This window comes from Stomatobaculum sp. F0698 (assembly GCF_030644385.1).
Lineage (GTDB): Bacteria > Bacillota > Clostridia > Lachnospirales > Lachnospiraceae > Moryella.
This window is the reverse complement of sequence record NZ_CP130060.1, coordinates 1,004,287-1,030,470: the sequence shown is the minus strand read 5'-3', so window position 1 is coordinate 1,030,470 and position 26,184 is coordinate 1,004,287. Positions and strand designations below refer to the sequence as shown.

12 protein-coding genes, 1 tRNA gene and 1 other RNA gene are annotated in these 26,184 nt (G+C 55.2%); 12 read left to right on the top strand and 2 right to left on the bottom strand.

The genetic code is table 11. The features are described from left to right. Window positions 1-203 precede the first annotated feature (203 nt). The 12 genes from QU660_RS04830 to rnpB all read left to right on the top strand — a co-directional run bounded on the left by QU660_RS04830 (window position 204) and on the right by rnpB (window position 24,670). Window positions 204-16,211 (top strand): InlB B-repeat-containing protein, encoded by a 16,008-nt coding sequence (locus QU660_RS04830; protein WP_304947180.1) that lies wholly within the window; start codon window positions 204-206, stop codon window positions 16,209-16,211. Window positions 16,212-16,559: 348 nt separating this feature from the next. Further along, on the top strand, window positions 16,560-17,057 hold the full coding sequence (infC, locus tag QU660_RS04825; RefSeq protein ID WP_304947179.1) for a translation initiation factor IF-3: 498 nt from the start codon (window positions 16,560-16,562) through the stop codon (window positions 17,055-17,057). 13 nt (window positions 17,058-17,070) lie between these two features. Continuing rightward, a complete protein-coding gene (gene rpmI / locus QU660_RS04820) occupies window positions 17,071-17,268 on the top strand; it encodes a 50S ribosomal protein L35 (protein WP_009532085.1) in 198 nt (65 codons plus the stop codon). A 31-nt stretch (window positions 17,269-17,299) separates the two neighbouring features. Next, window positions 17,300-17,656 carry a 50S ribosomal protein L20 gene (rplT, locus tag QU660_RS04815; protein ID WP_304947178.1) on the top strand — a complete coding sequence of 119 codons (357 nt, stop codon included), beginning with the start codon at window positions 17,300-17,302 and terminating at the stop codon, window positions 17,654-17,656. A 193-nt stretch (window positions 17,657-17,849) separates the two neighbouring features. Beyond that, complete coding sequence (locus QU660_RS04810) at window positions 17,850-18,287, top strand: LytTR family DNA-binding domain-containing protein (RefSeq protein ID WP_304947177.1); 438 nt, start codon at window positions 17,850-17,852, stop codon at window positions 18,285-18,287. 17 nt (window positions 18,288-18,304) lie between these two features. Beyond that, entirely contained in the window at window positions 18,305-18,751 is a 447-nt protein-coding gene (locus QU660_RS04805) for a DUF3021 domain-containing protein (protein ID WP_304947176.1), read from the top strand. A gap of 62 nt (window positions 18,752-18,813) precedes the next feature. Then, window positions 18,814-18,897 (top strand) — tRNA-Leu (locus QU660_RS04800). Between the two features lie 87 nt (window positions 18,898-18,984). Further along, the gene (locus tag QU660_RS04795) at window positions 18,985-19,995 is read left to right on the top strand and encodes a deoxyguanosinetriphosphate triphosphohydrolase (RefSeq protein ID WP_304947175.1); all 1,011 of its coding nucleotides are present in this window, start codon (window positions 18,985-18,987) and stop codon (window positions 19,993-19,995) included. Window positions 19,996-20,037: 42 nt separating this feature from the next. Next, window positions 20,038-21,825 (top strand): DNA primase, encoded by a 1,788-nt coding sequence (dnaG, locus tag QU660_RS04790; protein WP_304947174.1) that lies wholly within the window; start codon window positions 20,038-20,040, stop codon window positions 21,823-21,825. 2 nt (window positions 21,826-21,827) lie between these two features. Further along, complete coding sequence (locus QU660_RS04785; protein ID WP_304947173.1) at window positions 21,828-22,592, top strand: tRNA (adenine(22)-N(1))-methyltransferase; 765 nt, start codon at window positions 21,828-21,830, stop codon at window positions 22,590-22,592. 3 nt (window positions 22,593-22,595) lie between these two features. Continuing rightward, window positions 22,596-24,257 (top strand): nucleoside kinase, encoded by a 1,662-nt coding sequence (locus QU660_RS04780; protein WP_304947172.1) that lies wholly within the window; start codon window positions 22,596-22,598, stop codon window positions 24,255-24,257. 44 nt (window positions 24,258-24,301) lie between these two features. Continuing rightward, window positions 24,302-24,670, top strand: an RNA gene (gene rnpB, locus QU660_RS04775) — RNase P RNA component class A. A gap of 50 nt (window positions 24,671-24,720) precedes the next feature. On the opposite strand, the gene QU660_RS04770 is transcribed toward rnpB, so the two are convergent. Both QU660_RS04770 and pyrB read right to left on the bottom strand, forming a co-directional pair. Next, window positions 24,721-25,158, bottom strand: coding sequence for an aspartate carbamoyltransferase regulatory subunit (locus QU660_RS04770; RefSeq protein ID WP_304947171.1), 438 nt, complete (start codon window positions 25,156-25,158; stop codon window positions 24,721-24,723). Next, on the bottom strand, window positions 25,152-26,075 hold the full coding sequence (gene pyrB / locus QU660_RS04765) for an aspartate carbamoyltransferase (RefSeq protein ID WP_304947170.1): 924 nt from the start codon (window positions 26,073-26,075) through the stop codon (window positions 25,152-25,154). The genes QU660_RS04770 and pyrB overlap by 7 nt, the downstream gene beginning before the upstream one ends. Window positions 26,076-26,184 lie beyond the last annotated feature (109 nt).

The following is a 26,184-nucleotide window of genomic DNA, read 5'->3' as shown; positions in this document are numbered from 1 at the left end:
AAAACGGCGGAATCCATGAGGACTTGTTCTCGTGGATTCGTCGTTTTTTGTGTTTTAGTTTTTTTCTATAGAAGAGAAACACCTTTAACAAAGAAAGTTGTACAGCTGTCTAAAAAGTCCTTGCACTTCTCGTGCAGCTGTTGATAAAATATAAAAATACATGAATATAATTATCCTTGTATAACAAAAGGAGCTGAAGTGATATGAGACACCGAAGAAACTGGCCGCAGCGTCTGCTTGCAGGGCTGCTCAGCGCCACCATGCTGACTTTGAATGTTGCAACCACGGTGCCTGCTTACGGGGCGTCATCTGCCGAAGCATATCGGGAAGACGCCGAACTGGTGAATGACTTGGCGCTGTCCAAGGATGCACAGCGTAGGCTTCAGCGTGAATTGCAAGGGAGGTACAATGCGAGTCCTTCCGATGCAACGCCTTCCGATGCAAGCAAAAACATTGCGGAAGCGGAGACGGTAGGAGATATTCTTGCGGGTAATGTTCGCTGGGGGACACCGTCCAATGCCGCGCAAATTTTGCATACAGCATTGGATGGGGTAGAGATTGAAGTTACGGCACCTGCCGGTGTATTGCCGGAGGGAGCAAACCTCCGTGCGCGTCACCTCACGGAAGAAGAAGAAAAAGAAGTGCTCGCCAAGATAGCCGAGCACGCGGATACAGAGGGAAAGACGGCGACTGCCCAATTCCTCTGTGATTTGAGTGTCTTAAATGCAGCCGGTGAGGAAATTCAGCCGGACAGCAGCAAGGGCGCACTTTCGGTCTCTTTCCGAAACGTGAGCATTGTCTCCGCCGAAGTCTCCGATATGGAAACAGATGTCGAAGAGAAGGAGAGCGAAGGTGTCTCCGTGTTACACATCGACGACGAGCTCAATCAGGTTGAAACCCTTGAGGAAGGACTCGACGAAGAACTTCCGATTTTACAAGCTGAGACCGAACGTTTTTCCCCCTTTGCGGTAATCAATTATCGCAGCGGAAGCACAACGCTCGGCATTGACTTTAAGTTGATTGACTATGACGGCGATGCTTCGAGAACCAGCTATAAGTTAAAAGAAGTGACGGTCAAGGATACTGTCGGCAGCGGCATTAGCTCCATCAACTTCGAAGTCGATAACGGCGGAATTTATACCTTGCCGAAAACCGGGACGACCGCTTCCGGTAAGAGTTACCGTACCATTACGGATATCCTGACGAACCATCAGTTTTATCAGATTGTCTTTACGACACCGCTGACCACAGCTGAGGCAAAGGACTTTATTGAACAAAACCTCAAGTTCAAGCTGCCCTCGGCCGGCGCAAGTCAGCAGCTTAAGATCAATCTGGGCAACGGACAAAACAGTCTGCCGCCATCGGCTGACATCACGATCACAAAACGCACCATTCCGAATCCGGTCGCCGGGGACAGCGCGGAGCACTACTATATGTATGTGCCGAGCCATGCAATCAGCTGGGCAGAGAGCTATAACCGCGCAAAGAGTTATTATCTCGAGGGAATGCGGGGCTACCTGGTTACCATTACCTCCCGCGACGAGGATTTGGCTCTGGATGCGATTACGACGCAGGCGGCTTGGTCCGGCGGCGCTCGCTTTCGCGGAATCAACGATGCGTCCTCCGTCCCCCACTGGTACAACAATTCCCTCCCTGCACCGGGCGTGTTCGCAAACCAGAATGTCAGCGGTAATTCCGGTGCGGCCGAAGACCGCACGTTTCGCTGGCAGTCCGGTCCGGAGACCAATATCGAGTATACCATGCAAGGTTTCGGCGCTCTCCACGGTGCGTACACCAACTGGAACCACGGAGAGCCCAACTCCCTTCGTCTCTGGCTACAGGGCTACGAGAGCTGTATGCAGGTACACTACGGTTCCAAATGGAACGACTTGAGAAATCATTACAACGGTGTACGCGGATTTTTCGTAGAGTTCAGCCGCTATAATCAGAACGGTCAGAACAGCAATGATTCGGCTCCCGTGGTAACCTCTCAAAAGGTAATCGCACAGCGCAACGGTCAGACCTACTATTTCAGCAACTTAGACGATGCGGTGGAATGGTCCGGCCAGAACGGCAACGCGCCGCTCACCCTGCTCGGCGATACGACGCTGACCCGTAATATTCCGGCGGGTGTCAGCATCAATCCGGACGGCAATTCCATTACCGTTCCCGCGGGCGCGAATGTTGTGAACAACGGCACCATCGATTTGACGAATCCCTCGAGTCAGCTTCAGGTTCAGGGCTCCAACGGCAACATCAGCAATGCCGGAAACGGAAAAATCACGCGGAAACTCACGATTCAAATGAAGAATCGCCGTGTGACGGCGGGCGATACGCTTAACTGGGCGCTCACGGATGCGCTTGTCGCGGGCAGCTTGATCGGCAATGACCGTGTCCGTGCCATCCATGTGGATTTTGACAACAGTTCTACGGCAGTGGAAAATCCCACCCTTCCGGTGACCGCCTCGGACCCGACGAGTTTTGATAACGGCACGAACGGCAGCAGAGCCCTCGGCACCTATATCATTACCTACCTGCCGGGAACCGTGACCAGAGATCCGCATCGCTATACCGTTAAATTTGCCGCAAACGCCCCGGCGGGCCGCACGGCGAGCGGTTCTATGCCGGATCGCACGGTAATGGGCGGTGTGAATGTGGATCTCACGAATCTCTTCAGCGTCGACGGTTTTGACTTTGCGGGCTGGACAGCTTCCGACGGAAAGACATACGGGAACGGTGCGACGCCGAAGGATTTGACGAAAACAAACAACGGGGTGATTACACTCACGGCCAACTGGACGCCGAAGAACTATACAATTCAGTATACGACCAATGTGAATCCGAGTTCGCGCACTGCGGCACAGGCGGTGAACCCGAATACGGCGACTTCTTATCGCGTGAGCGACCCGAATATGACGCTTGCGGCCATGACCTGGCCGGGCTATACCTTCGGGGGCTGGTATGAGAATGCCGCGCTCAGCGGAACGCCGGTCACGCAGCTTATTACGAGCGCGATTCCGGCGAAGAATCGGCACTACTATGCAAAGTGGACGCCGAAAAATTACACGCTTTCCTACCAGCTCAACGATACGCCGAGCACAGCCGCGGTGAATCCGAATGCGGGCTTCACTTCCTATACGGTGGAGACTGCAAATCACACGCTCGCCGCGCCGACCAGAACCGGCTACAACTTCCTCGGTTGGTATCGCGACGCAGGGCTCACGACACCCGCACCGGCGGTCATTGAGACGGAGCAGGGCGACAGCAATCCGACTCGTATTTATGCGAAGTGGAGCACGCCGCTGCAATACAGCATTACTTACCATATGAATGACAGCGCCGGGCAGCGGGCAAGCAATCCGGCGACAAACCCCGGCAGCTTCAATGTGACCAGCCCGAACATCAACTTTGCGAATCCGACGAGAAGAGGTTATACCTTCCTGGGCTGGTATACGAATCCCGGACTCACAACTCCGATTTCCGGAATCAACACGAGCAGTCCCGCGAATATGCACAACTTCGTCCTCTATGCGAAGTGGAGCAGTGCAAACAGCTATACCGTGCGCTATCACTTGAATGACAGTACACCGGCGGGACATCTCGCAAACAATCCGAATACGCTGACCAGCTATACGGTGCTGGATTCGGACACAGCACTTCGACCGGCGACGCGGCCCGGCTATACCTTCCTCGGCTGGTACGATAACCCCGGCTTTACGGGAAGCCCGGTTTCTACGATACGCACGGCAGATGCGGCGAATAAAGATTTCTATGCGAAGTGGGATACAACGCCGATTTCGTATCCGATTCGCTACCACCTGAATGACAGCACACCTTCGGGACACCCGGCGAGCAATCCGGCTGCGAATCTCTCGAGCTACACGGTGCTCACGAACGGCAGCGGCACCATCAATGTGCTCCCGGCGCTCCGAAACGGCTATACCTTCCTCGGTTGGTATGACAATGCCGCGCTCACGGGCACGCCGATTAGCAGCTTCTCTGCGATGGATGCGGCGCCCAAGAACTTTTATGCAAAGTGGAGTGCGCCGAAAAGCTATACGGTGCAGTACAGCCTGAATGACGCTGCCCCGGCGGGACACCCGGCGAACAATCCGAACACGGTCACGAGCTATACGGTGTTGGATTCGAATGTGACCCTTGCCCCCGCAACGCGCACCGGCTATGACTTTGAAGGCTGGTACGATAACGCTGCGTTCTCGGGTTCTCCGATTACCGGCTTCAGCACGAGCGATGCGGCGAACAAGCACTATTATGCGAAGTGGAGCGCCGCGAAGAGCTATACGGTGAACTGGCATTTGAATGACAGCACCCCGGCGGGACACCCGGCGACCAATCCGAATACTGTGGCGAGCTATACCGTTCTGGATTCGGATGTCACGATTCAGCCTGCAACGCGTACCGGTTACAGCTTCCTCGGTTGGTACGACAATCCGGGCTTTACGGGTACTCCGGTCACAACGCTCCGCACCATGGATGCGGCAAACAAGAACTACTATGCAAAGTGGGATGCGACGCCGATTTCCTATCCGATTAACTATGTGTTGAACGACGGCACGCCTGTGGGACATGCGGCGAGCAATCCGGTTGCGAATCTCACAAGTTATACAGTGCTGACAAACAGTGGCGGCAATATAAGCCTCTTACCCGCGCTAAGGAACGGTTATACCTTCCTCGGTTGGTATGACAACGCAAGTTTCACGGGGGCTCCGATCAGTACCTTTCCCGCGTCGGACGCTGCCGCAAAGACCTTCTATGCAAAGTGGAGCAGCGCAAACAGCTATACGGTCAACTATACGCTGAACGACACGACACCTGCCGGTCATCCGGCAACCAATCCGAACACCGTAACAAGTTATACAGTGCTGGATGCAAATGTCACGCTTGCGCCCGCAACGCGGAACGGCTATGACTTTGAGGGTTGGTATGACAACGCGGCGTTTACCGGAACCCCGATTACCGGCTTTTCGACGAGCGATGCAACGAACAAGCACTATTATGCAAAGTGGAGTGCGGCAAAGAATTACACGGTGCAGTGGCACTTAAATGACAGTGCACCCGCGGGACACCCGGCAAGCAATCCGAATACCGTTACGAGTTATAGTGTCCTGGATGCGGATTTCGCCCTGCAGCCCGCAACCAGAACCGGTTACGATTTCCTCGGTTGGTACGACAATGCCGCGCTCAGCGGTTCCCCGGTCACAACACTTCGCACCGCGGATGCCGCGGATAAGCAATACTACGCAAAGTGGAGTGCCGCAAAGACGTATACGGTGCAATGGAATTTGAATGACAGTGCACCTGCGGGACACCCGGCGAGCAACCCGAACACGGTTGCAAGCTATACCGTTTTGGATGCGGATATCACCGTAAGTCCTGCGACGCGGCCCGGCTATACCTTCCTCGGCTGGTACGATAACCCGGGGCTCACGGGAACACCGGTAACGACCCTCCGCACCATGGACGCGGAGAATAAGAGCTATTATGCGAAGTGGGATACCACGCCGATTACCTACCCAATCACCTACGTGCTGAATGACAGCACGCCCGCAGGGCACCCGGCGACCAACCCGGCTGCGAATCTCACGAGCTACACGGTGCTCACAAACGGCGGCGGCAATATCAACGTGGTACCCGCGCTTCGAAACGGCTATACCTTCGGGGGCTGGTATGACAATCCGAGCTTCTCGGGTTCTCCGATTAACAGCTTCTCGGCGATGGATGCCGCTCCTAAGACCTTTTATGCAAAGTGGAGCAGTGCAAACAGCTATACCGTCACGTATACACTGAATGACGGAACGCCTGCAGGGCATCCCGCAACCAATCCGAACACGGTGAGTACGTATACCGTGCTTGATTCGAATGTCACGCTGCAGCCGGCAACGAGAACCGGCTATGACTTTGCGGGCTGGTACGACAACCCGGGCTTCAGCGGCACGCCGATTACGGGTTTCGATCCCGCAGACGCCGAAAATAAGCACTACTATGCAAAGTGGAGCGCGGCAAAGAGCTATACCGTTCAGTGGAACCTGAATGACGGTACCCCGGCGGGTCACCCGGCGACCAATCCGAACACGGTTTCGAACTACACGGTCGCAGATACGGACATCACCGTCAATCCGGCCACTCGAAACGGCTATACCTTCCTCGGTTGGTATGACAACGCAGGCTTAACGGGTACACCTGTGACGCGCATCCGCACCATGGATGCCGAGAACAAGCAGTACTACGCAAAGTGGAGTGCGGCCAACAGCTATACGGTTGCTTATACGCTGAATGACGGCACACCTGCGGGGCACCCGGCGGTGAATCCTAACACGGTCACGAGTTATACCGTGCTCGATCCGAATGTCACGCTGGCTCCTGCAACGCGCACCGGTTACGACTTTGAAGGCTGGTACGAGAACCCTGCATTCACGGGTTCCCCGGTTACGGGTTTCCCGGTCAGCGATGCGGCAAATAAGCATTTCTATGCGAAGTGGAGCGCGGCAAAGAACTATACGGTTCAGTGGAACCTGAATGACGCCACCCCTGCGGGACATCCGGCGACCAATCCGAACACGGTTTCGAATTACACAGTCGAAGATGCGGATATCACAATCAATCCTGCAACGCGAACTGGCTATGGTTTCCTCGGCTGGTATGACAACGCGAGCCTCACAGGAACGCCGGTCACGAACCTGCACACCATGGATGCCGAGAACAAACAGTATTATGCAAAGTGGAGCAGCACGCCGATTTCCTATCCGATTGTATATACATTGAACGACGGAAGCCCGGCGGGTCACCCGGCGACCAACCCGACTGCGAACCTCACGAGCTATACGGTGCTCACCAACGGCAGCGGCAACATCAACCTCTTGCCGGCAAGTCGAAACGGCTATACCTTTGAAGGCTGGTATGACAATGCTACCTTCTCGGGGTCTCCGATTACCGGCTTCCCGGCCATGGATGCGGAGGCAAAGCACTACTATGCAAAGTGGAGTGCGGCAAACACGTATACGGTTGCATATACGCTGAATGACGGTACCCCGGCGGGTCACCCGGCGACCAATCCGAACACGGTGACGAGTTATTCCGTACTGGATCCGAATGTCACCCTGGCTCCGGCAACGCGCACGGGTTATGACTTTGAGGGCTGGTACGATAATCCGGCGTTCACGGGATCCCCGGTGACGGGCTTCCCGGCAAGTGATGCCGAGAATAAACACTACTATGCAAAGTGGAGCGCAGCTAAGAGTTATACGGTACAGTGGAGTCTGAACGACGGAACGCCGGCAGGCCATACGGCCACGAATCCGAACACGGTCGCAAGCTATACCGTGCTGGATGCGGATGTCGCGATTCAACCCGCAACGCGGACAGGGTATGACTTCCTCGGCTGGTATGACAACGCGGCGCTCACGGGAACGCCGATCACGACGCTTCGCACCATGGATGCCGAGAATAAGCACTACTATGCAAAGTGGAGCGCGGCAAAGAATTACACGGTGCAGTGGAACTTAAATGACAGTGCACCCGCAGGCCACCCGGCAAGTAATCCGAATACGGTGACAAGTTATACCGTGCTGGATGCGGATGTCACGATTCAGCCGGCGACGCGTACCGGCTATACCTTCCTCGGCTGGTATGACAATGCGGGCTTCACGGGAACGCCGGTCACGAACCTGCGCACCATGGATGCGGAGAATAAGCAGTATTTTGCGAAGTGGGACAGCACGCCGATTTCTTATCCGATCAATTATGTGTTGAACGACGGAACGCCGGCGGGCCACCCGGCAAGCAATCCGGTGGCAAACCTCACTAGTTACACCGTTTTGACCAACGGCAGCGGAACCGTGCATCTCTTGCCGGCCCTTCGGAGCGGCTACAGCTTCCTCGGCTGGTATGACAACTCGGCACTCAGCGGTTCCCCGATCGGTTCTTTCTCTGTGATGGATGCGGAGGCTAAGACCTACTACGCAAAGTGGAGCAGTGCGAACAATTACAGCGTCAGTTATACGCTGAATGATGTCACCCCTGCGGGGCATCCGGCGACCAACCCGAACACCGTGACCGGCTACACGGTTCTGGATCCGAATGTCACCCTGGCGCCGGCAACGCGGACCGGCTATGACTTTGAGGGCTGGTACGATAACCCTGCATTTACGGGGACGGCGGTTACCGGTTTCCCGGTGAGTGATGCGGCGGATAAGCACTATTATGCAAAGTGGAGTGCGCCGAAGAGCTATACCGTACAGTGGAACCTGAACGACGGAACACCTGCAGGACATCCGGCGACGAACCCGAATACGGTGGCAAGCTACACGGTGTTGGATGCGGATGTTACCATCCGCCCGGCTACACGCACCGGCTACGACTTTGAGGGCTGGTACGATAATCCGGGTCTCACGGGAACGCCGATCACGAATTTGCATACCATGGATGCCGAGAACAAGCAGTACTACGCGAAGTGGAGTGCTGCAAAGAGTTACTCGGTGCAGTGGCATCTGAACGATGCTACGCCGGCAGGTCATCCGGCAAGCAATCCGAACACGCTGGCAAGCTATACCGTGCAGGATGCGGATGTTACGATTCAGCCGGCGACGCGCACGGGCTATACCTTCCTCGGTTGGTACGATAATGTCGGCTTTGCGGGAGCACCGGTTACGACGCTTCACACCATGGATGCGGAGGATAAGGCATACTACGCAAAGTGGGATACGACGCCGAATACGTATCCGATCAACTATGTCTTGAATGACGGAACACCGGCGGGTCACCCGGCGACCAACCCGAGCACCAATCTCACAAGTTATACGGTGCTTACGAACGGCGGCGGCAGCATTGCGTTGCAGCCGGCGAGCCGAAACGGCTATACCTTCCTCGGCTGGTATGACAACGCAAGCTTTGCGGGCGCTCCGATTACCGACTTCCCGGCCATGGATGCGGCGGCAAAGACCTTCTATGCAAAGTGGAGCAGTGCAGACAGCTACACGGTTAGCTATACGCTGAATGACGGAACCCCCGCGGGACATCCGGCGACCAACCCGAACACAGTGACAAGCTACACGGTTCTGGATCCGAATGTTACCCTGGCGCCGGCAACGCGAACCGGCTATGACTTTGAAGGCTGGTACGATAACTCCGGCTTTACGGGCACACCGATTACCGGCTTCCCGACGAGCGATGCTGAGAATAAGCACTACTATGCAAAGTGGAGTGCGGCGAAGAGTTATACGGTGCAGTGGAATCTGAACGACAACGCCCCCGCGGGACACCCGGCAAACAATCCGAATACCGTTGCTAGCTATACGGTGTTGGATGCGGATGTCACGATTCAGCCGGCGACGCGAACAGGTTATACCTTCCTCGGTTGGTACGACAACGCAGCACTCACGGGAACGCCGGTCACAAACCTGCACACCATGGATGCGGAGAACAAGACTTACTATGCAAAGTGGGACAGCACGCCGAATTCGTATCCGATTAACTATGTGTTGAACGACGGCACGCCTGCGGGGCACCCGGCGACCAATCCGGCTGCGAACCTCACGAGCTATACGGTGCTCACAAACGGCAGCGGCAATATAAATTTGCTCCCGGCACTCAGGAACGGCTATACCTTTGAGGGCTGGTATGACAATGCGGCCTTCTCCGGTGCGCCGATTACGAGTTTCCCGGCCATGGATGCGTCCCCCAAGACCTTCTATGCAAAGTGGAGCAGTGCAAACAACTATACTGTCAGCTATACACTGAATGACAACACCCCCGCGGGGCATCCGGCAACCAACCCGAACACCGTGACAAGCTACACCGTGCTTGACCCGAATGTCACCCTGGCGCCGGCAACGCGCACCGGTTATGACTTTGAGGGCTGGTATGATAACCCGGGCTTTACGGGTACGCCGATTACGGGCTTCCTAACGAGCGATGCCGTAAATAAGCACTATTATGCAAAGTGGAGCGCGGCTAAGAATTACAGCGTGCAGTACCACTTAAACGACAGCACGCCTGCGGGACACCCGGCAAGCAATCCGAATACGGTCACAAGCTATAGCGTACTGGATGCGGATGTCACCCTTCGCCCCGCAACGCGCACCGGTTATGACTTTGAGGGCTGGTATGACAATGCCGCGCTCACGGGAACGCCGGTCACGACACTTCACACCATGGATGCGGAGAATAAGCAGTACTATGCAAAGTGGAGTGCGGCAAAGAACTATACGGTGCAGTGGGAGTTGAACGACAGTACGCCTGCGGGTCACCCGGCGAGCAACCCGAACACGGTGGCAACGTATACCGTGCTCGATGCGGACGTGGCGATTCAGCCGGCGACGCGCACGGGCTACAACTTCCTCGGCTGGTATGCGGATCCCGCCTTCACGGGATCTCCAGTCACGAACCTCCGTACCATGGACGCGGAGAATAAGCACTACTATGCGAGATGGAGCACACCGGATTCCTACAGTGTCACCTATCATCTGAATGACGCGACGCCTTCCGGACACCCGGCGACGAACCCGAACACGAAGCTCAGCTACAATGTCACCGAGGCGGATTTCGCGATTGCGCCTGCGACGCGTACAGGTTATACCTTTGAAGGCTGGTACGATAATCCGGGCTTTACGGGCACGCCGATTACCTCGCTTCACACCATGGATGCGGCAAATAAGAACTACTACGCAAAGTGGAGTGCGGCGCAGAGCTACCCGATTAACTATGTGTTGAATGACAACGCGAGCCATCCGGGGACCAACCCGGCGGTCAATTTGACGAGCTATACGGTAGAGACCCTGCCGAGCCCGATTGCGGTTGCAAATCCGCTGCGCACGGGCTACACCTTCCAAGGTTGGTACGACAACGCTGCTTTCACCGGTACGCCGATTAGCAGCTTCCCGGCCATGGATGCGGCACCCAAGACCTTCTACGCGAAGTGGAGCAGTGCGAACAATTACAGCGTGATCTATACGCTGAATGACAGCACGCCTGCGGGTCACCCGGCGACCAACCCGAACACGGTCACAAGCTACACCGTGCTGGATCCGAATGTGACCCTGGCTCCGGCCACGCGGACCGGCTATGACTTTGAAGGCTGGTACGATAACCCGGGCTTTACGGGAACGCCGATTACAGGTTTCCCGACCGGCGACGCGGCCGATAAGCACTATTACGCAAAGTGGAGCGCGCCGAAGAACTATACGGTGCAGTGGAACTTAAATGACAGTGCACCCGCGGGTCACCCGGCGAACAATCCGAACACAGTTGTAAACTACACGGTGTTGGATGCGGATATCGCAATTCAGCCGGCGACGCGGACAGGCTATACCTTCCTGGGTTGGTACGACAATGCGGCGCTTACGGGAACCCCGGTCACGACGCTTCACACCATGGATGCAGAGAACAAGGCTTACTATGCAAAGTGGGATGCGACCCCGAACAGCTACCCGATTCACTATGTGCTGAATGACGGCACGCCCGCGGGGCACCCGGCGACCAATCCGACCGGAAATCTCACAAGCTACACGGTACTGACAAACGGCGGCGGCAACATTAACCTCTTGCCGGCAAGCCGGAACGGCTACACCTTCGGGGGCTGGTACGACAATGCGGCTTTCACCGGCACGCCGATCAGCAGCTTCCCGGCCATGGATGCGGCTTCCAAGACTTTCTATGCAAAGTGGAGCACGCCGAACAGCTATACAGTCACATACAGTTTGAACGACGGCACACCGGCGGGTCACCCGGCGACCAATCCGAACACAGTGACGAGCTATACTGTGCTCGACCCGAACGTGACCTTGGCTCCGGCAACGCGCACCGGTTACGACTTCGAGGGCTGGTACGACAACGCGGCACTCAGCGGCACGCCGATTACGGGCTTCCCGACGAGCGATGCGGTCAATAAGCATTTCTATGCAAAGTGGAGCGCAGCGCAGAGCTATCCGATTAACTATGTGTTGAATGACAGCGCGAGCCATCCGGCGACCAACCCGGCGGTCAATTTGACGAGCTATACGGTAGAGACCCTGCCGAGCCCGATTGCGGTGGCAAATCCGCTGCGTACGGGCTACAACTTCCTGGGCTGGTACGACAATCCGGGCTTTACCGGCACGCCGATTAGCAGCTTCCCGGCCATGGATGCGGCGGCCAAGACCTTCTACGCAAAGTGGAGCGCGCCGCTTTCCTATACGGTGCAGTACACGCTGAATGATGGCACGCCTGCGGGCCATCCGGCTACCAACCCGAACACGGTGACAAGCTACACCGTGCTCGATCCGAATGTCACGTTGGCACCTGCGACGCGGACCGGTTATGACTTTGAAGGCTGGTACGATAACCCGGGCTTCAGCGGTGCGCCGATTACAGGTTTCCCGACCGGCGACGCAGCTGATAAGCACTACTATGCAAAGTGGAGCGCTGCAAAGAGCTTTACGGTGCAGTGGAACTTAAATGACAGTGCACCCGCGGGTCACGCGGCAACGAATCCGAACACAGTTGCAAGCTACACCGTCGAGGACGCGGACATCACCGTGCATCCGGCAACGCGGACCGGCTATACGTTTGAGGGCTGGTACGACAATCCGGGCTTTACGGGGACTCCGGTCACGACCCTGCACACCATGGACGCAGAGAATAAGCGGTACTATGCAAAGTGGATTGCGGCGCCGAACAGCTACCCGATTCACTACGTGCTGAATGACGGCACGCCCGCAGGTCATCCGGCTACCAATCCGGCTGCGAACCTCACAAGCTACACGGTGCTCACCAACGGCAGCGGTAATATTAACCTCTTGCCGGCACTTCGAAACGGCTATACCTTTGAGGGCTGGTACGACAATGCGATCTTCTCGGGAGCGCCGATCACCGCCTTTCCGGCTATGGACGCGGCGCCTAAGACCTTCTATGCAAAGTGGAGTGCGCCGAATAACTATGCGGTCGCATATACCCTGAATGACGTCACGCCCGCAGGTCACCCGGCGACCAATCCGAACACGGTGACAAGCTATACCGTGCTCGACTCGAACGTTACCCTGGCTCCGGCAACACGGACCGGCTATGACTTCGAGGGCTGGTACGACAACGCGGCATTCAGCGGCACGCCGATTACGGGCTTCCCGGCGAGCGATGCGGCGAATAAGCATTTCTATGCAAAGTGGAGCGCGCCGAAGAACTATACGGTGAACTGGAATTTAAACGACGGTACCCCGGCGGGTCACCCGGCCACCAATCCGAACACGGTCACAAGCTATACCGTAACGGATGCGGATGTCGTCATTCAGCCGGCAACGCGCACAGGCTATGACTTCCTCGGCTGGTATGATAACGCCGCGCTCACGGGATCTCCGGTCACGAACCTTCACACCATGGACGCCGAGAACAAGCATTACTATGCAAAGTGGAGTCCGGCAAAGAGCTACACGGTGCAGTGGAACTTAAACGACAGTGCACCGGCGGGTCATCCGGCCACCAATCCGAACACGGTCGCAACTTACACCGTTGAGGATGCGGACGTCGCCATTAACCCGGCTACGCGTACGGGCTTTACTTTCCTCGGCTGGTATGACAACGCCGCACTTACGGGTTCCCCGGTCACGAATCTGCACACCATGGATGCCGAGAATAAGCAGTATTATGCAAAGTGGGACAGCACGCCGATTTCCTACCCGATCAGCTATCAACTGAACGACGGAACGCCCGCGGGACACCCGGCAAACAATCCGGCTGCCAACCCGACGAGCTATGATGTGCTCACAAACGGAGGCGGAAACATCAACCTCCTGTCTCCGAGCAGAAACGGCTTTACCTTTGACGGTTGGTATGACAATCCCGCGTTTAGCGGAACGGCGATTACCTCGTTCCCGGCCACGGATGCGAGCCCGAAACAGTTCTATGCGAAGTGGACTGCGCCGCTGAGTTACACGGTGAGCTACGATTTAAATGACGGCACACCGGCAGGTCACCCCGCAAGCAATCCGAATACGGTGACAAGCTATACGGTATTGGATCCGAATGTCACCTTGGCTCCGGCGACGCGGACCGGCTACGACTTTGAGGGCTGGTACGATAACCCGGCATTCACCGGAACCCCGGTCACAGGCTTCCCGACCGGCGATGCGTCGAATAAGCGGTTTTATGCAAAGTGGAGTGCACCGAAGACTTATACGGTGAACTGGAACTTGAATGACGGTACCCCGGCGGGTCACCCGGCAAACAATCCGAATACGGTCGCAACTTACACCGTTGAGGATGCGGATATTGCAATCAATCCCGCAACGAGAGTCGGTTATGACTTTGAGGGCTGGTATGACAACGCAGCACTCACCGGCACGCCAGTCACGAGCCTTCACACCATGGATGCTGAGAATAAGCAGTATTATGCGAAGTGGAGCGCTCCGAAGACGTATGTGGTGAACTGGGATCTGAACGACGGAACCCCGGCGGGTCACCCGGCAAGCAATCCGAATGCGGTCAGCAGCTATACGGTACTCGATCCGGACCTTGCACTTGCGCCGGCAACACGCGCGGGCTATACCTTCCTCGGCTGGTACGATAACCCCGGTCTTTCGGGAACGCCGGTCACGATGCTGCAAAGCATGGATGCGACGAATCGTCATTTCTATGCGCGTTGGAGCAGCCCGAACAGTTATCAGATTTACTACCATGCGAACGACACAGCGGCAAATCCGGCGACGAATCCGAACACGGTGACTTCTTACACCGTCCTGAGTTCCGACTTTACGCTCGCAACGCCGACCCGCCCGGGTTATACCTTCGAGGGCTGGTTTGACGATGCAGCACTCACGCACCCCGTGACGGGACTGCGGGTTCAGGATCTTGAGGACAAACATTTCTACATGAAGTGGAGTCAGCCGAGTGTCTACCCGATCAGCTATGTGCTGAACGACAGACCCGCAAGTCCGGCAAGTACCGTGGGACCGACGAGCTACACCGTCGAGGATGCGGATTTTGCACTTGCGGTGCCCACGAGAAACGGAGCGACTTTCCTCGGCTGGTATGACAATGCCGCCTTCACGGGAACGCCGATTACGACCCTGCATACGCATGACGCAGAGCCGAAGACCTACTATGCAAAGTGGTCGCTCACTTCTTACAGTATGAGCTATGATTTGAATCCGGGCGGCGGCATCGGTACGCCGAGTATCCCGGCGGGCAATGTCCCGAACTTTACGGTTGAGGATGAGGTCAACTTGGATCCGCCTGTGCGCCGCGGTTATACCGGTACCTGGCTCTTGAACGGCCAGCCGGTCACGCGCATCCCGGAGGGAACCACGGGCAATCTGAATCTAACCGCGGGATGGACGGTCAATCATTACGGCATTCGCTTCGAGCTCGGAGAGACCGGAAACAGTCCGATTCAGGGGCTTTCGAATCTTCCGACCTCCTATACCATTGAGGATGCGGCGATTACGCTGCCGACGCTTTCCCGACCGGGCTATACCTTTGTCCGCTGGGAGAAGAACTCCGCTCCGGGTGTTGCAGACAGCGGAATTCCGGCGGAGAGCGACGGCGATGTGACCTTCCGAGCGGTTTGGGAGCCGATTCGCTATCGCATCATCTATGACACGGCGGGCGGCATCAACAACTCGCTGAACCCGAGCAGTTTTACCATCGAGGATGAAATTGCTCTCCTCGGCACGGTGAAAGAGGGGGTTCGCTTCTGGACCTGGCAGCAGGTCGGCGGAAAATTCATCAACACGATACCGGCCGGCACCACGCACGATGTGATTCTTGTGGCGCGGTACCAGAAAGATCAGGAAACCGACAACATCGGTGGCGCTGGCGGCGGTTCCGGCAGGGGTGTTTCCGGACGACGCGGAACCGTCGGCGGCAGCAACGGCAACGGTAACGGCAATAACAGCGCCGGTCTCGACGGCGGAGCGCAGCTGGCAACGCAGCTTGGAAGTATTTCCTCCACCACAGACGGTGCGGATGCGTCCGGTACGGCGAAGCCGTCTTCACAGACGACAGAGCCGAACTCGCAGAATAACACTGCGACAAGCGATGCAATCAATCGCGCAACGAGCCGCGCGGGAAGCAAAATGCGTTCCGCGCAGAGCGAAAGCGGCCGCTCCAAGGCGCGCCGTCTCCCGAAGACCGGTGAGGCTGGCGCTGCGGATGGCTTACGGGGCGCGGCACTCGGACTCCTGCTCGCAGGCTTTGCGGTCCGGAGAAAGAGAGAAGAGCAGTAAAACAGAAGGGGCTGTGCGGCGGCACAGCTCCTTTTGTATTTTTCAATCTTTTGGTGTATACTCGTACATGGCAAACAATTCCGAGACAGATCTCTAAGGTTGAAAAAATCTAAGGAATTAAAAAAGAGTTGACAGCAGAGTGAAATCCATCTATACTATCACCGTTGTACTTATCAAGAAAGCAGGCTTGCCTCACCTCGGCACATATCTGTGACCCGGGTTTATAAAGTGGATTCATCTTTTCTTTTGATGACCTTTACTTTAGACATGGCAGGAACTGCTGCCATGTCTTTTTTATTGCAGCAGCAGCTGCAGCATAAATGGAGGTGTTCAGCTATCAGCGAGTCATTGGTTAACGGACAGGTACGTTTCCGTGAGGTTCGTCTCATCGGGACAGACGGAGAGCAGCTTGGAATTATGTCCTCGCAGGATGCTCAAAAAATTGCGGATGAAGCAGAACTGGATTTGGTCTGCATCTCCCCGATGGCAAAGCCGCCTGTCTGCAAGATCATCGATTACGGGAAGTATCGCTATGAGATGATACGGAGAGACAAGGAAGCCAAGAAGAAGCAAAAGATTGTTGAATTGAAGGAAGTGCGTTTGTCCCCCAATATCGACACGAATGATCTGGCCACAAAAACCAATGCTGCCAGAAAGTTTCTGGAGAAGGGCAACAAAGTAAAAGTAACGCTGCGCTTCCGCGGAAGAGAGATGTCGCATATGAGCCAGTCGAGATACATTCTGGATGATTTTGCGAAGTCACTCGCTGATATCGCCGTGATTGACAAGCCTTCGAAAGTTGAGGGCAGAACGTTGGTCATGTTTATGAGCGCAAAGAAGAACTAAGGAGGAAAGTATCATGCCGAAGGTAAAGACAAGCAGAGCAGCAGCAAAGCGTTTTAAAGTTTCCGGTAGCGGAAAGCTGATTCGGAACAAGGCGTACAAGTCTCACATCTTGACGAAGAAGTCCACGAAGCGCAAGAGAAATCTGAGAAAAGACATCGTGACCGACAGCACGAACTCGAAGGTCATGAAGAAGATCCTGCCGTATTTATAATCGGACTTGACGTGAAGAAGGAGGAAGCAAGATGGCAAGAGTGAAAGGCGCGATGCACGCAAAGGCAAAGCACAACAGAATTTTAAAGCTCGCAAAGGGCTATAGAGGCGCACGTTCCAAGCAGTACAGAATTGCTAAGCAGACTGTCATGAGAGCGCTGAGCACGGCGTACGAGGGCAGAAAGCAGAGAAAGAGACAGTTCCGTCAGCTCTGGATCGCAAGAATCAACGCAGCTTGCAGAATGAACGAGATTTCCTACTCGAAGTTCATGTTCGGCCTGAAGAAGGCTGAGATTGTCCTGAACCGCAAGGTGCTCGCTGAGCTCGCAATCAACGACGCAGATGGCTTTGCAAAGCTTGTTGAGACTGCGAAGAAGGCCATTGCATAATTGACAGACATTCGAACAGAACAGACTTTTGCCTCCGGAAACGGAGCGGCAGAGGTCTGTTTTTTTGTGCAACGTAAGAGAAGGAGCCTATCACGCCTCTTACCCCGCAAAAAACTCCGCTCGGCGGAAAAACCGGGACAGGTGTGTGCGCGTTCGTTATACTGCAAATACAGAGAAAGGAGGAAAGAATCGCATGAAGGTCGAAATCAAGTTACAGCCGGAGTTAAAGCTCCCCTTTGCCGTGATTCATACGGGAGAAGTCACAGCCGAAGTACAACGAGCCGCGGCGATGCTCTCGGAGGAAAGAGCCGCTTTGATTTCCGCGGGCGAAGACGACAAAATCGTGATGCTCCATCCGGAGGATATTTATCTGGTGCGTGTGGAGGCAGAAAAAACGGTTATTCACGGAGACAAAAAGCAGTACCGAAGCGGCAAACGGCTCTATGAATTGGAAACCTTGCTGGGGCCGGATTTTATGCGCGTTTCCAAAAGCACAATCATCAACCTGCACTTGCTCGATTATGTCGCCCCCAGCCTCGGCGGCGTCATGGTTCTGGTTATGAAGAACGGACTGCGGGACTATATTTCCAGAAAATATCTACCCGCTTTCAAACGATATTTGGGGATATAAAGAAGGAGGTCGCTTCTATGAAAGAACAGAAACATACGTTATTTTCATCCGCTCTGTACGGAATCGGTTTTGCGGCAATTATCTTTGTGCTGACCGGAGTCATTTTTGATTGTATCAACGGCGGAACAACGGCTCTGTATCACTACGGTTTTACCAAGATGGCATTGGGCACACTGGTGGTAGGACTCGGTTTCGGCTTGCCGGCACTTGTCTATGAGAGAGAGCAACTGTCTCTTCCCGTACAAATTATGATTCATATGGGAATCGGGTGTATTGTCTTGTTGCTTACCTCATGGGTTGTGGGCTGGATTCCACGCGAGCAGGGCTTCCTTGGGATTGCCAAGATAGCCGCAGAACAACTTTTGATTGCCTTTGGCATTTGGTTCGGTTTTTACCTGAATCAGAAAAAGCTGGCACGAAAAATGAATCAAAAACTGAGCGAGCTGGAACATAAGACAAAGTAGGTGAAAAAAGATAAAAAAACAATTGACAGTGTTTCGCCTCTCTGGTAGAATTCTCTTTGTTCGCAGAGATGGCGGAATTGGCAGACGCGCACGGTTCAGGTCCGTGTGACAGCAATGTCATGAGGGTTCAAGTCCCTTTCTCTGCACGTGAAAAGCACCGGGCACACCGGTGCTTTTTCTGATAGAATAAACTTGAATATACCCGTCGCTTGTTCCGGAAAGGAGGCAGCGCTTTGAGCATACGAGAAGAGTTGGAAGAAGAGGAGAGTCGTTTTCTGTCAAAGTATGCGACCCTCAGTCGCGATTCCGTCGGCAGAGATCGGGTTGAGGAAGAGGATGACCTGCGTCCCTGCTTTCAGCGTGATCGCGATCGCATCCTGCACTGCAAGGCCTTTCGTCGCTTGAAGCATAAGACCCAGGTCTTCCTCGCGCCGGAGGGCGATCACTACCGTACGAGACTCACGCACACGCTGGAGGTCTCGCAGATTGCGCGCACCATCGCGAAGTGCCTGCGCTTAAATGAGACACTCACGGAGGCAATCGCGCTGGGACACGATCTGGGCCACACCCCCTTCGGGCATGCCGGAGAGCGTGTACTGAACGGGCTCTGCCCCGGCGGCTTTAAGCACAGCATCCAAAGTGTGAGAACCGTCGAATTTCTGGAGAAGCGCGGAAAAGGGCTCAATCTGACCTTGGAAGTTCGCGACGGCATACGGAATCACGGGACACACAGTACCCCGCGCACCTATGAGGGCGCCGTTGTGCGGCTTGCGGATAAGATTGCCTACATCAACCACGACATCGATGACTCGATTCGCGCCGGTATCTTTCGAGAGGAGGATATTCCCGCGGAATTCACGGCCGCGCTCGGACACAGTGTGAGAGACCGCTTGAACTGTATGATACGCGACGTCATTGAAACCAGCTTGAACGAGGACAGGGTCAGTATGAGCGAGGAGCGCTTCCGGGTTATGATGCAGCTTCGCGCATGGCTCTTTCAGCACGTCTACCGCGGCAGTGCACCGAAGGCGGAGGAAGGAAAGGCAGAGGCCATGATAGGCCGTCTGTACGCCTATTTTTTGGATCATCCGGAGCAGATGCCCGAAGAATATCAATATTTTATGTCGGAATGCAAGCAGTCGATCGAGAGAACGGTCTGTGACTATATCGCGGGGATGAGCGATCAGTATGCGGTGCGCGTATTTCAGGAGCTGTTTGTGCCGCGCGCTTGGACGGTGCTCTGAGTTGTATCATGAGAATGTAGCTTTGAAGAAAGCAGGTTTGACTTGTATTATTCAGAAGATGTAATCGCTGAAGTTCGACAGCGCAGCGATATCGTGGATTTGGTTTCGTCCTATGTGGCACTCAAACGGCGCGGGCGGGACTATGTGGGGCTCTGCCCCTTCCACTCGGAAAAGACGCCTTCCTTTTCGGTTTCCCCGGAGCGGCAATCCTTTCACTGTTTCGGCTGCGGGGTGGGCGGAAACGCAATCAGCTTTGTGATGCAATACGAAAACCTCTCGTTTCCGGAAGCCCTGCGTTTTCTTGCTGCCCGTGCGGGCATGCAACTTCCCGAGCGAGAGCCGAGCGCCGCGGAACAGCGGGAGCGCAGCTTAAAAGAGCGCTTGCTCGAAATGCACAAGTTGGCCGCGACCCATTTTTATCAGTTACTTCACACGGAAGAGGGAAAGCATGCCTATCAGTACCTGAGACAGCGCGGGCTGAGCGATGAAACCATACGCAAATTCGGGCTCGGCTTTTCGAGCAAGCGGCCGGGAGAGTTGTACCGCTTTCTCAAGCAAAAGGGCTATTCCGATGCGGAGCTCCGTGAATCCGGCCTGGTGACGATAGAGGAGCGGGGCGCCAGAGACAAATTCTGGAACCGCGTGATGTTTCCCATTATGGACAGCAACAGCCGCGTGATTGCCTTTGGCGGTCGCGTCATGGGTGAGGGGGAACCCAAGTACTTAAACTCCCCCGAGACCAAGCTCTTTGATAAGAGCCGAAATCTCTACGGACTCAACTATGCGCGCCGCACGCGTGCGGACCATGTGATTCTCTGCGAAGGCTATATGGACGTGATTGCCCTTCACCAGGCCGGCTTTGCCAATGCCGTGGCTTCCCTCGGCACCGCGCTCACAGAGCAACAGGTGCTCCACTTGAAGAGGACTCTCTCGACCGCTGCGGTAGCCGTGTTAAGCTACGATTCGGATAATGCAGGTGTTAAGGCCGCACGCCGCGCAATCCCGCTCCTTCGGGGCGCCGGCTTTACGCCGAAGGTGCTCTCCATGCAGCCCCACAAGGACCCGGACGAATTTATCAAAGCGCTGGGGCGAGAGGCCTACGCCGAGAGAGTCGAAAACGCGAGAAATGCCCTGCTCTGGGAGGTCGATATTATTGCCGGACAGCACGATTTAAAGGACCCCGCAGAGAAGACCGCCTTTTACCAAGAGACGGCAGCCCTACTCTGCAGCTTCTCGGAGCCGCTGGAGCGAAACAACTATGTCGATGCGGTTGCTCATGAACAGATGATACCCGCAGAGGCGCTGCGCGACCTGGTCAATCGCATGGGCGGCGCAGGCATGGGGCAGCGCAGCGAACAGACGCAAATCCGCAGGGAAACGCGTACGGCTGCCGGAAAGAAAGTGAAAGAGAGTGCCGCGGAAAAGAGTCAGAAGTTACTGCTCGGCTTTATGGCGGACGAACCGCAGCTCTTTCCCCAGCTTTCCGCCTGGGTTTCCGAGAGCGATTTTACGCATCCTTTTTATCGTGAGCTCGCAACAAAGCTATTTGCGGCGCTCCGGCAGGGCAAGGCGGATATCGCTGCCCTCTTAAACGACTATGTGGAAGATTTGGACAAGGAAAAACAGGCCGCAGCTATTTTCCACACGAGCAAACTTGCGGAACAGCTCTCCTTACAGGAGAGGGATCAGGCCATCATTGACTGTATCCGCAGCATAAAAAAGGATGCTGCGGACCAAAGATTGCGGCAGAGTACAAGCGCGGAAGAATTACAGGCTGCCATGCGGGAAAAGGCCGAGTTGCAACGCCTAAAATTAAGCATACGGAGGTGAGCATGGGCGAAGAGCGCCTGAAATTATCGGAGCGTCTCAGGGCGCTTGCAGAGCTGGTTCCTGCGGGGAGCGTGCTCGCGGATATCGGGACCGACCATGCCTGGGTCCCTGCAGAACTGCTGCTGAAGGGGCGCATATCGCGCGCCGTCGCGATGGACATCGGCGAAGGGCCTCTGGCGCGCGCCGAAGCACACATTGCGGAGCTGGGACTCACGGAACAAGTCTCTCTGCGGCTCTCGGACGGCTTTGCCGCACTAAAGCCCGGGGAGGCCGATTGCGTGCTGATTGCCGGCATGGGAGGCGAGCTCATGCAGGGAATTTTGACGCGCGGTTTGGGTGCAGACGGCAGACCGGGACCTGCGTTTCGAGTGGGGGTAAAACGCTATCTCTTTTCCCCCCACACCGAGTGGGAGGCTTTCCGCAGCTATCTCTCGGCACAGGGCTTTCGGCTTACGGACGAACGTATGCTGAAAGAGGACGGAAAATACTACTTGATTTTAGTCTGCGAAAACGGGGACGGCGAAGCCGCATACCTTGAGGCAGAGGCACGCGGAATCCCCGTCACTGCTGCGCGACATTTCGGCCCCCTGCTTTTGGAACGTCGGGATACTGTGCTGCGTGATTACATGAATGAGAGACTTCGAAAAGAACAAGAAATAGCGGAACGCCTTCCGGAGTCGCAGCGAACGGCGGTGAGTGCCAAGCGAGAAGAACTGCGGGAGAGCATCCGCCTACTGAAGGAGTGCCTTGCGCACTTTGAGGAATGAACGATGAATAACAGCTTTGAGCTGATACACGGCGGTGAGCGACTCAGCGTGGAAGCGGGAACAAGTTTTGCAGAGCTTGCGAACAAGGAACAGGGGAAATACCCGAGTCCCATCCTGTTGGCTACCTTAAACGGCGTGTTGCACGAGTTGGGCTCTACGGTTGAGGAAGCAGGTGAACTGCGGTTTTTGACCCTGCGCGACAAGGCCGGCTTTCAGAGTTATGAACGCAGTGCCGTTTTGCTTCTACTCGCAGCGCAATACAGCTTGTATGGGAAGACGGGCAGGGAGATTTGGATTGATTACAAAGAAAGCGGTGCCCTGCGCTGCCGCATACTCGGTCAGAATCGGGTGAGTCGGGAGGAACTTGCGAGACTGGAAGCAGCGATGCGGGAACTGGTTGCAGCCGCCCTCCCCATTGAGAAACGCAGTGTTCCGACCAGGGAGGCTGTGCGCCTTTTTGCGGCGCGCGGCATGAAGGATAAAGCCGAGCTTTTCCGCTTTCGCATCCACTCTTCCGTGAATCTTTATCGGCTCGGCGCTTATGAAGATTACTTTTACGGTTACATGTTGCCTAACAGCTCTTATCTTAATACCTTTTCTCTGGAGGCCTACGAGGACGGTTTTGTGCTGAAATTGCCGGATCGGCGTAAGCCCGAAACACTCATGTCGTTTCAGCCGACACAGAAGATTTTTGAGGCAATGGAGTCAAGTCGTTTGAATCTGGAACGCCAGGGCATTGAGACCGTGGGGGCGCTGAATGCCCGTGCGGCGGCCGGGAAGATGAAAGAGCTCATCCTGTGCGCCGAGGCACAGATGGAAAAGCGCATCGGCGATCTCGCGGAAAAACTATGCAGCCGGGATGAAGTTCGCATTGTGTTGATTGCGGGGCCCAGTTCCTCAGGAAAAACAACCTTTGCGCGTCGTCTTGCGACACAACTTCTTGCACTCGGCAAGACGCCGCATGCCATCGAAGTAGATAACTATTTTAAGAATCGCAGCGATACACCGCGTGACGAAAAGGGAAACTATGACTTTGAGTCACTCGCCGCACTCAATGTGGATGGCTTTAACCGCGATTTGAACAGACTGTTGAACGGAGAACGCATTGAGCTTCCGCGCTTTGATTTTATTTCCGGCGAGCGCAACTATCGCGGGGACTATTTAAGTTGCGGTCCCTCGGACATCTTGCTCATTGAGGGCATACACTGCTTAAACGAGGCTCTTTCGTTTTCCATCCCCGCCGAGCGAAAACACAAGATTTATGTGAGCTGTCTCACCCAACTGAATCTCGACGCACATAACCGCATTCCGACCGGAGATGCGCGCATCTTGCGCCGCATTGTTCGGGATGCGCGGCTCCGTGGCAATGATGCGGCGGAGAGTCTGTCGCGCTGGGCTTCGGTCAGCGCCGGTGAAGAGCGCTATATTTTTCCCAATCAAGAAAATGCCGACGATGTGTTTAACTCGGCACTTCCCTACGAGACAGCGGCCCTCAAGCCCTATGCGGAAGCCCTGCTCTTTGGAGTTCCGGAATCGCATCCCTCTTACCTCGAGGCAAAGCGCTTGCTGAAATTCCTCAGCTATTTTCTGACCTTCCCTTCCGAGGAAATCCCGGCAACCTCTCTGTTGCGCGAATTCATCGGCGGCAGCACTTACGGTGCATAGAGTTTGTATACAAATCAAGGGGGCTGTGATATAATACTCCTTCGAAAGACGGGCAGATGATCGCGGCTGCAGAGACGAAAGACTGCAGGTGAGGAAAGTCCGGGCTTCAAAGGGCAGGATGCCGGATAACGTCCGGTGGAGGCGACTCCCAGGAAAGTGCAACAGAAAAAAACCGCCGGCTTCACGCCGGTAAGGGTGCAAAGGCGGTGTAAGAGACCACCGCCCGGGTGGTAACATCCGGGGCCATGTAAACCCCATCCGAAGCAAGACCGAACAGGACAGATCGGCGGCCCGTCGGTTGTCTCTCTCGAGAGGCAACACTGTCCGGGTAGGTTGCTTGACTGCAGCGGTGACGCTGCAGCTAGATAGATGATCATCCACGACATAACCCGGCTTATCGCCCGTCTTTTTCAGGAAATACAAAAGAGAGCAAACGCATGACAGCGTCTGCTCTCTTTTTGTTTCAACGGGAACGGTCCGAATAGCGCTCGTCGCAGTAGCGGCAGCGATATACTTCCCGCTCGGCATCTGCGAGATAGAAGATATGGGGAAGTTCCTGCTCGATCGAGGTGATACAACGGGGATTTTTGCAGTGAATCACATTGGTAATCTTCTTCGGGAGACGCAGCACCCGCTTCTCGACGATACTGTTGTCGCGAATAATATTCACTGTGATGTTGTGGTCAATGTAACCGAGTACCTCGAGATCGATTCGATCAAGTACATTGCCCTCGATTTTGATGATATCCTTGCGCCCCATCTTCTTCGAGTGCGCATTCTTGATGATTGCAATCTGAGAGTCCAGTTTGTTCAAACCGAGCTGATAGTAGATATCAAGGCTCTTTCCCGCCTTGATGTGATCCAGGACGATGCCCTCCGAAAGACCGCTGATATTTAACATGTCTCTTTCACCTCCAAAAGCATCATGATGAGTGCCATACGGACGTAGACGCCGTACTGCGCCTGCCTAAAATACGCCGCACGGGGATCCTTGTCCACCTCAACCGAAATCTCGTTGACACGGGGAAGCGGATGCAAAATAAACATGTCTTCCTTCGCGCTGCGCAGTTTCTCCTCGGTCAGAATATAACTGTCCTTCAGTCGAATATAGTCCTCCTCGTTGAAGAAACGCTCTTTCTGCACGCGTGTCATATAGAGTATATCAAGTTCCGGCATGGCCTCTTCAAGACTGCCGACCTCGACAAAGGGAATCTTATTCTTTTCGAGTACATCCTCTCGGATATAGCCCGGAATGCGGAGTTCCTGCGGTGAGATCAGCACAAAGCGAATGCCGGGATAGCGAATTAAGGAGGCAATCAGCGAGTGAACCGTGCGACCGAACTTTAAGTCACCGCAAAGTCCCACGGTCATGTTGTCAAGCCGTCCCTTCAGAGATTGGATGGTCATAAGGTCCGTCAAAGTTTGGGTGGGATGCTGATGTCCGCCGTCCCCGGCGTTGATAATCGGAACACCCGAAAACTCGCTCGCGACCATGGGCGCACCCTCTTTGGGATGACGCATGGCAATGATATCCGCATAGCAGGAAACCACGCGAACCGTGTCTGCAACACTCTCTCCCTTGCTGGCGGAACTTGCATCGGCAGACTGGAAGCCGAGAACAGATCCTCCCAGATTTAACATTGCGGCCTCAAAGGAGAGGCGCGTTCTTGTGCTGGGCTCGTAGAAGAGTGTGGCGAGCTTTTTCCCCTCCATCACCTTTGCATAAGCGGGGCGATTTTTTTCAATACGGCCTGCGAGCGCAAGCAATTCTGCGGTTTCCTCGACGGAAAAATCCAAGGGTTTCAGCATATGTCTCATGACCTGACAAACCTCCTTCCGGTTGAAACGGTATGGTGTCGTCCCAATCATAAAGTACGGCCCCCGAAAAGTCCACGACTCGAGAGCAATTCTTGAAGGAATTTGCGTC

What these genes read in the sequence shown, in the direction of transcription:
- rplT (WP_304947178.1), top strand. Translation starts at nt 17,300, where the DNA reads ATGGCAAGAGTGAAAGGCGCGATGCACGCAAAGGCAAAGCACAACAGA.
- QU660_RS04830 (WP_304947180.1), top strand. Translation starts at nt 204, where the DNA reads ATGAGACACCGAAGAAACTGGCCGCAGCGTCTGCTTGCAGGGCTGCTC.
- QU660_RS04770 (WP_304947171.1), bottom strand. Translation starts at nt 25,158, where the DNA reads ATGTTAAATATCAGCGGTCTTTCGGAGGGCATCGTCCTGGATCACATC.
- QU660_RS04785 (WP_304947173.1), top strand. Translation starts at nt 21,828, where the DNA reads ATGGGCGAAGAGCGCCTGAAATTATCGGAGCGTCTCAGGGCGCTTGCA.
- rpmI (WP_009532085.1), top strand. Translation starts at nt 17,071, where the DNA reads ATGCCGAAGGTAAAGACAAGCAGAGCAGCAGCAAAGCGTTTTAAAGTT.
- pyrB (WP_304947170.1), bottom strand. Translation starts at nt 26,075, where the DNA reads ATGAGACATATGCTGAAACCCTTGGATTTTTCCGTCGAGGAAACCGCA.
- QU660_RS04805 (WP_304947176.1), top strand. Translation starts at nt 18,305, where the DNA reads ATGAAAGAACAGAAACATACGTTATTTTCATCCGCTCTGTACGGAATC.
- QU660_RS04810 (WP_304947177.1), top strand. Translation starts at nt 17,850, where the DNA reads ATGAAGGTCGAAATCAAGTTACAGCCGGAGTTAAAGCTCCCCTTTGCC.
- QU660_RS04780 (WP_304947172.1), top strand. Translation starts at nt 22,596, where the DNA reads ATGAATAACAGCTTTGAGCTGATACACGGCGGTGAGCGACTCAGCGTG.